The following is a 6,477-nucleotide window of genomic DNA, read 5'->3' on the forward strand; positions in this document are numbered from 1 at the left end:
CGAGGCGTTCCATGCTTGATAAAATCGTAATCGCTAACCGCGGTGAGATTGCGCTGCGTATCCTGCGAGCTTGTAAAGAGCTGGGGATCAAAACTGTTGCAGTTCACTCTGTTGCGGATCGTGATCTTAAACACGTGTTACTGGCTGACGAGACTGTCTGTATTGGTCCCGCGCCTTCTGTTAAAAGCTATCTGAACATTCCGGCAATCATTTCTGCTGCTGAGATCACCGGCGCGGTGGCTATTCACCCCGGCTATGGTTTCCTGGCTGAAAATGCTGATTTTGCCGAACAGGTAGAACGTTCAGGTTTCATCTTTATCGGGCCACGCGCCGAAACCATTCGCCTGATGGGCGATAAAGTTTCTGCTATCAGTGCGATGAAGAAAGCCGGTGTACCCTGCGTACCAGGCTCTGATGGCCCATTGAGCGACGATACTGCCAAGAACCAAGCCTTTGCCAAACGTATTGGTTATCCGGTCATTATCAAGGCATCTGGCGGTGGTGGTGGTCGTGGCATGCGTGTGGTTCGTCATGACAAAGATCTAGAGCAATCCATTAACATGACCCGTGCGGAAGCCAAAGCAGCTTTCAATAACGACATGGTTTATATGGAAAAATACCTTGAAAACCCACGCCATATCGAAGTTCAGATTTTGGCTGACGGGCAAGGTAATGCTATCTATCTGGCTGAGCGTGACTGTTCTATGCAGCGTCGCCACCAGAAAGTGGTTGAAGAGGCACCAGCACCAGGCATCACCAGCGAAATGCGCCGTTATATCGGTGAGCGCTGTTCGAAAGCCTGTGTGGAGATCGGCTATCGTGGTGCAGGGACTTTCGAGTTCTTGTATGAAAACGGCGAGTTCTATTTCATCGAAATGAACACCCGTATTCAGGTTGAGCACACGGTTACCGAAATGATCACTGGCATCGATTTGATCAAAGAACAGTTACGTATTGCTGCCGGGCAGCCTCTCTCCATCACTCAAGATGAAGTGAGAGTCCAGGGCCACGCAGTAGAATGCCGCATCAACGCCGAAGACCCGAATACCTTCCTGCCAAGCCCGGGTAAAATTACCCGTTTCCATGCGCCGGGCGGTTTTGGTGTGCGTTGGGAGTCCCATATTTACGCCGGTTATAGTGTGCCTCCGTATTATGACTCCATGATCGGTAAGTTGATCACTTACGGTGAAAACCGTGATGTTGCTATTGCCCGTATGAAAAATGCGCTGGCTGAACTCATTATCGATGGCATTAAAACCAACGTTGAGTTGCAGCAACGCATCATGAACGACGAAAATTTCCAGCACGGTGGCACTAATATCCACTATCTGGAGAAAAAACTCGGGATACAAGAAACCTGATATTTCGCCTTTCGTGCTTTTAGTCCTTTATATCAAGGCCGGTTAATCACCGGTCTTTTTTCTTTTCATTTGTTTAATTTTCTTTTGATTGATATAGCTGGCATTTCGCATAGCAGTCGCTAATAACGCTGCGAGGCCAAGTAAGAAGGGGATTTCCCAAATTAGTTGGCCTCGCGGCCAGGCAGCAAACAAATAAATCCCGATCAGCTGACTCAGGTCAGTGATTCGGGTGAATGAGTGCAGCTAACAACGCTGCGAGATCAAGTAAGAAGGGAAAATATGGACGCAAGATTCCTGCAAGCTAACAAAGAGGCGCGCTGGGCCTTTGGCTTAACGCTGGCCTATCTGGCTGGCTGGATAATCACCGCTTATTTACCGAGCAACCTTCCGGGCTTGAGCGGCTTGCCAGCCTGGTTTGAAGCCGCCTGTATTGCGCTACCACTGGTGTTTATTGTGCTGTGCTGGCTAATGGTGCGCTTCATATTCCGTGATATCTCACTGGAGGACGATAATGCAAACTGATGTTGTCCTGCCGTTAGTGGGCTATCTGCTCATGGTGTTTGGTTTATCCGTTTATGCTTATACACGCCGCCAAACCGGGAATTTTCTTAACGAATACTTCATCGGCAACCGATCGATGGGGGGATTCGTACTGGCAATGACCCTCACCGCCACTTATATCAGCGCCAGTTCATTTATCGGCGGGCCGGGTGCTGCTTATAAATATGGCCTTGGCTGGGTATTGTTGGCGATGATCCAACTACCTGCGGTCTGGCTGTCGCTCGGGGTGCTGGGTAAGAAATTCGCTATTCTGGCACGCCGTTATAACGCCGTGACCCTCAATGATATGCTGTATGCCCGCTATCAAAGCCGTTTGCTGGTATGGCTGGCCAGTATCAGCCTGTTGGTGGCGTTTGTCGGTGCCATGACGGTGCAATTTATCGGTGGTGCCCGCTTGCTCGAAACGGCGGCTGGCATCCCTTATGATACCGGCTTACTGATATTCGGTATCAGTATCGCGCTATATACCTCTTTTGGTGGCTTCCGCGCCAGTGTACTGAATGATGCCTTGCAAGGTATGGTGATGTTGGTCGGTACCATTTTGCTACTGGTGGCGGTGATCCATGCTGCTGGCGGCTTGCATAAAGCGATCGAGACCTTGCAACATATCGATCCCGCCCTGGTTTCACCACAAGGCGGCGATAAGATCCTTGATCTGCCCTTTATGGCATCGTTTTGGATCCTGGTGTGCTTTGGCGTGATTGGCCTGCCGCACACTGCTGTGCGCTGTATTTCGTATCGTGATAGCAAAGCAGTCCATCGCGGCATTATCCTCGGCACTATTGTGGTCGCGATCCTGATGTTTGGCATGCATTTGGCTGGCGCTCTTGGCCGGGCGATCCTGCCGGATCTGAAGATCCCGGATCAAGTGATCCCAACACTGATGATCACCGTGTTGCCACCGTTTGCGGCGGGGATCTTTCTGGCCGCGCCGATGGCGGCGATTATGTCGACTATCAATGCCCAGTTGCTGCAATCCTCTGCCACCATCGTGAAGGATTTATATCTCAATCTGTGGCCGGAAGAGTTGAAGAATGAACGCAAACTGGCGCGTATTTCCAGCTTATCGACACTGCTCCTTGGGCTATTGCTGCTACTCGCCGCCTGGCGACCACCGGAAATGATTATCTGGCTGAATCTGTTGGCCTTTGGTGGCCTGGAGGCCGTATTCCTCTGGCCATTAGTGTTAGGCTTGTACTGGGAGCGAGCCAATGCCCACGGGGCCCTTAGCTCAATGATTGTCGGTGCGGTATGCTATACGCTACTGGCCAGTTTCGATATTAAGCTGGCTGGTCTGCACCCGATAGTGCCATCGCTGGTGCTTAACCTACTGGCGTTTTATATTGGTAATCAGTTTGGTGACAGGGCGCGAGCGCGACAGCCAGTCGCCGTCAGCACTGAATAAATCGCTATTTACAGGTATTATTTACCGAAACCTTATTGAGAAAGACCGATCCAAAAGCACAAGCTAATAGTCGGTTTTGGAAGAGAAAAGTTATGCCTTGGATCCAACTAAAATTAAACACCACCGGTAATCAGGCCGAATCCCTTGGGGACGCTCTGATTGAAAGTGGCGCGGTGTCTGTCACGTTTCAGGATACCCACGATAATCCAGTGTTTGAGCCACTGCCTGGGGAAACCCGCCTGTGGGGCGATACTGATGTCATTGGCCTGTATGATGCCGAAACCGACATGGTAGAAGTGATTGCTATGCTGGAATACAATCCGCAGCTCGGTAACGGATTCATTCATAAGATTGAGCAACTGGAAGATAAAGATTGGGAACGTGAATGGATGGATAATTTCCACCCGATGCGTTTTGGTGAGCGCCTGTGGATTTGCCCGAGCTGGCGTGATGTGCCTGACCCAACCGCCGTCAATGTGATGCTGGATCCCGGTCTGGCATTTGGTACCGGCACTCATCCGACGACAGCATTATGCCTGCAATGGCTCGATGGACTCGATCTGGAGGGTAAAACTATTATCGACTTCGGTTGTGGTTCCGGCATTCTGGCAATTGCGGCGCTAAAACTCGGTGCAAAGCACGCTATTGGCATCGACATCGATCCGCAGGCCATTCAGGCCAGTCGCGATAACGCACAGCGTAACGGCGTTTCAGAGCGTTTGGCGCTATATCTGGCAAAAGACCAACCGGCTGACTTGTCTGCTGACGTGGTGGTCGCCAATATTCTGGCGGGCCCATTGCGGGAACTGGCACCACTGATTAGCGTGCTACCGGTAGCCGGCGGCCATCTGGGTTTGTCCGGCGTATTGGCGACTCAGGCTGAAGGGGTAGCACAGGCTTACGAGGAAAAATTCACCCTCGATCCAGTGGCGGAGAAAGAAGAATGGTGCCGTATCACTGGCGTACGTAAGTAACCACACACCAAAAAATATCGAATCCAACGTCGCTGACGTTGCAGTTAGCACCGCTGCAACGTCAAATTCGCAGCGTCGCGCTGGCACTCCTTCGCATAAGTAAGCAATCCTCCCGCCTCTTTTTTAATCAAAATGAGATGTCTGATTCATCTATATCTGCACTTTATCGTTGATTTGCTTAATAAATCAGCATTATCAACCTCAAGCATGTTGCATAACTAGTCGATAATTATGTTGTTTCACAGAAAATACTGAAGCGCACTATTTAACCAATTAAGCTTAACACCATGTTATATATGTATAAATAATTAATTAGCCAAGATTACTCCAGAATTTATCGCGTTTTTTTCATCAATTGGTCAAAGTTTGGCCTTTCATCTGAGCGCAAAAATGCGTAATATACGCGCCCTTACGGACACAGTGTGGTCATTCTTTGTCTATGCGTATTGGACACTTCCAGCTTACAAATTGCCTGATTGCCGCCCCGATGGCCGGTATAACAGACCGCCCCTTTAGAGCGCTATGTCATGGCATGGGGGCTGGGATGGCTGTATCTGAAATGCTCTCCTCTAATCCAGAGGTATGGCGGACGGATAAGTCGCGTTTACGCATGGTTCATAGTGATGAGCCGGGGATTCGTACCGTGCAAATTGCCGGTAACGACCCGGATGAGATGGCAGCAGCCGCCCGAATCAATGTGGCGAGTGGTGCACAAATCATCGACATCAATATGGGATGTCCGGCCAAGAAAGTGAATCGCAAACTGGCAGGATCAGCATTATTGCAGCATCCTGAATTGGTCAAACAGATCCTCTCCGCAGTGGTTAACGCGGTAGATGTACCAGTGACGTTGAAGATCCGGACGGGTTGGTCGCCAGAACACCGTAACTGTATAGAAATTGCCCAACTGGCCGAAATCTGTGGTATACAAGCCCTGACGATTCATGGCCGAACCCGTTCTTGCCTGTTTAATGGTGAGGCGGAATACGACAGCATTCGGGCAGTTAAGCAGATTGTTTCCATTCCCGTTATCGCGAATGGTGACATCACTGACCCGCATAAAGCCAGGGCGGTACTCGACTACACCGGAGCTGATGCTCTGATGATAGGACGTGCGGCTCAGGGAAGACCTTGGATCTTCCGGGAAATCCAGCATTACCTGGACACTGGGGAGCTGCTGCCACCGATGCCACTTGGCGAAGTGCAGCGCTTGTTAAACGGGCATATACGGGAATTGCACGACTTTTATGGTCCAGGCAAGGGATTTCGTATTGCACGTAAGCACGTTTCTTGGTATCTCCAAGAGCACGCCCCTAACGACCAGTTTCGGCGCACATTCAACGCCATAGAGGATGCCAGCGAACAGCTGGAGGCGTTGGAGGCATATTTCGAAAATCTTGCGTAAACAGAAAAAAGAGCTGACAGAACTATGTTCGAACAACGCGTAAATTCTGACGTACTGACCGTTGCAACCGTAAATTCACAAGATCAGGTGACTCAAAAGCCTTTGCGTGACTCGGTTAAACAAGCACTGAAGAACTATTTTGCTCAACTGAATGGTCAGGATGTGAGTGACCTGTATGAGTTGGTACTGGCTGAAGTTGAACAGCCATTGTTGGACATGGTGATGCAATACACCCGTGGCAACCAAACCCGCGCTGCCCTGATGATGGGCATCAACCGTGGCACGCTACGTAAGAAATTGAAAAAATACGGCATGAACTGATACTAGTCAGTTAACTTGTTGTTTAAAAAGGCGCTTTCCTTAATTGGTTAGCGCCTTTTTTGTTGAAATGACTACACCATAGACTACACCATGGTCTGAACGGTATTGCTCACCAATGAACAGGCGCAAACAAAAAAGACCGCCGTAGCGATCTTCTTATTAGCTAATGTGACTGGCCGTAATCTGATACCCATTCCAGTATGCAGACCTACCACTAACGGTTACCTTCTGCCCCAACTGGCAAAGCATTAACTCCAACATATCAAAGGCAATAACACGCAACGGGTAATCACTGCGCTTATCGCTACAGCAATTAATTTACCCGTGCGTCTTATTCGCAAGTCAGTAACGAACCCTCTCCCTCACTGTTACCCGTGCAGGTTTATTGTTGTAGGATAGATGTATCCCACACTAAGGAATTATCCCGCCATGAGAATGACCAGCCGCAAA

General features: G+C 49.8%; 6 protein-coding genes. All 6 read left to right on the forward strand.

All coding sequences use genetic code 11. From position 1 onward, the window contains the following. The first annotated feature begins 11 nt into the window (after nt 1-11). The 6 genes from accC (at nt 12) to fis (ending at nt 6,027) form a co-directional block, all read left to right on the forward strand. Nucleotides 12-1,361, forward strand: a complete 1,350-nt coding sequence (gene accC / locus AEP37_RS19445; protein ID WP_049614906.1) for an acetyl-CoA carboxylase biotin carboxylase subunit — start codon at nt 12-14, stop codon at nt 1,359-1,361. Nucleotides 1,362-1,640: 279 nt separating this feature from the next. Beyond that, entirely contained in the window at nt 1,641-1,883 is a 243-nt protein-coding gene (locus tag AEP37_RS19450; RefSeq protein ID WP_049614907.1) for a YhdT family protein, read from the forward strand. After that, the gene (gene panF, locus AEP37_RS19455) at nt 1,873-3,327 is read left to right on the forward strand and encodes a sodium/pantothenate symporter (RefSeq protein WP_049614908.1); all 1,455 of its coding nucleotides are present in this window, start codon (nt 1,873-1,875) and stop codon (nt 3,325-3,327) included. The genes AEP37_RS19450 and panF overlap by 11 nt, the downstream gene beginning before the upstream one ends. Before the next feature lie 92 nt (nt 3,328-3,419). Further along, the gene (gene prmA, locus AEP37_RS19460; RefSeq protein ID WP_049614909.1) at nt 3,420-4,301 is read left to right on the forward strand and encodes a 50S ribosomal protein L11 methyltransferase; all 882 of its coding nucleotides are present in this window, start codon (nt 3,420-3,422) and stop codon (nt 4,299-4,301) included. A gap of 439 nt (nt 4,302-4,740) precedes the next feature. Next, the gene (dusB, locus tag AEP37_RS19465) at nt 4,741-5,706 is read left to right on the forward strand and encodes a tRNA dihydrouridine synthase DusB (protein ID WP_053101982.1); all 966 of its coding nucleotides are present in this window, start codon (nt 4,741-4,743) and stop codon (nt 5,704-5,706) included. A 24-nt stretch (nt 5,707-5,730) separates the two neighbouring features. Further along, nucleotides 5,731-6,027, forward strand: a complete 297-nt coding sequence (fis, locus tag AEP37_RS19470) for a DNA-binding transcriptional regulator Fis (protein ID WP_002210061.1) — start codon at nt 5,731-5,733, stop codon at nt 6,025-6,027. Nucleotides 6,028-6,477 lie beyond the last annotated feature (450 nt).

Origin of the sequence: Yersinia pekkanenii, from assembly GCF_001152565.1 — a bacterium.
GTDB classification, from domain to species: domain Bacteria; phylum Pseudomonadota; class Gammaproteobacteria; order Enterobacterales; family Enterobacteriaceae; genus Yersinia; species Yersinia pekkanenii.